The organism is Klebsiella sp. S69, assembly GCF_016516145.1.
GTDB lineage: Bacteria > Pseudomonadota > Gammaproteobacteria > Enterobacterales > Enterobacteriaceae > Klebsiella > Klebsiella oxytoca.
Genome location: NZ_JACVUU010000071.1, coordinates 1 through 1,212, shown reverse-complemented (window position 1 = coordinate 1,212; position 1,212 = coordinate 1). Strand labels below are relative to the sequence as shown.

Here is a 1,212-nt window from a genome sequence, read left to right as displayed (position 1 = left end):
ATCCGAGTCACTGTCAGAATCGGAGTCACTGTCAGAGTCCGAATCGCTGTCGGAATCCGAGTCGCTGTCAGAGTCCGAGTCGCTGTCAGAGTCCGAGTCGCTGTCAGAGTCCGAGTCGCTGTCAGAATCCGAGTCGCTGTCAGAGTCCGAGTCGCTGTCGCTATCCGAGTCACTGTCGGAGTCACTGTCAGAGTCGGAATCGCTGTCAGAGTCGGAATCGCTGTCAGAGTCCGAGTCGCTGTCGGAGTCAGAATCGCTGTCAGAGTCCGAATCCGAGTCACTGTCGCTATCCGAGTCACTGTCAGAATCGGAGTCACTGTCAGAGTCCGAATCGCTGTCAGAATCCGAGTCACTGTCAGAGTCCGAGTCGCTGTCAGAGTCCGAGTCACTGTCGGAATCCGAGTCACTGTCAGAGTCAGAATCGCTGTCGGAATCCGAGTCGCTATCCGAGTCGCTGTCAGAGTCAGAATCGCTGTCCGAATCCGAATCGCTGTCGCTATCCGAGTCACTGTCGGAGTCGCTGTCAGAGTCAGAATCGCTGTCGCTATCCGAATCGCTGTCCGAATCCGAGTCACTGTCAGAGTCAGAATCGCTGTCGGAATCCGAGTCGCTATCCGAGTCGCTGTCAGAGTCAGAATCGCTGTCCGAATCCGAATCGCTGTCGCTATCCGAGTCACTGTCGGAGTCGCTGTCAGAGTCAGAATCGCTGTCGGAATCCGAGTCGCTGTCAGAGTCCGAATCACTGTCACTATCCGAGTCGCTGTCGGTGTCGTCGCTGAGATCGACAGTTAACTCAAAAATCGGGGAGCGTTCGCTGACGTTCCCGGCCAAATCGGTCACCGTGGTGCTCAGGCTGTGGCTGCCTTCGTCCAGCGCATCAGGTGTGAAGCTCCAGCGTCCGTCCTCACCGGCAACCACCATACCCAGTACCGTGTCGCCGTCATAGATGGTGACCGTGGCCCCCGCTTCGGCGGTACCGCTCAGGGTCGGCGTGTCATCATCCGTTACGTTGCCGCTGTTCAGTGTACCCGTGTCTTCTCCTGCATTATCAGTCACCTGCAGATCGCTGACCGGAGTCACGATTGTATCCACCGTCAGCTCAAACGCCGGGGAACGCTCGCTGACGTTCCCGGCCTTGTCCGTCACGGTAGTGCTCAGGCTGTGGTCGCCCTCGTCCAGGGTGTCCGGCGTGAAGCTCCAGCGTCCGTCCTC

General features: G+C 58.1%; 1 protein-coding gene. It reads right to left on the bottom strand.

All coding sequences use genetic code 11. The features are described 5' to 3' along the window. Nucleotides 1-1,212: Ig-like domain-containing protein (locus IAE27_RS29245; protein WP_227685352.1), on the bottom strand; the 1,212-nt coding region annotated here is incomplete at both ends.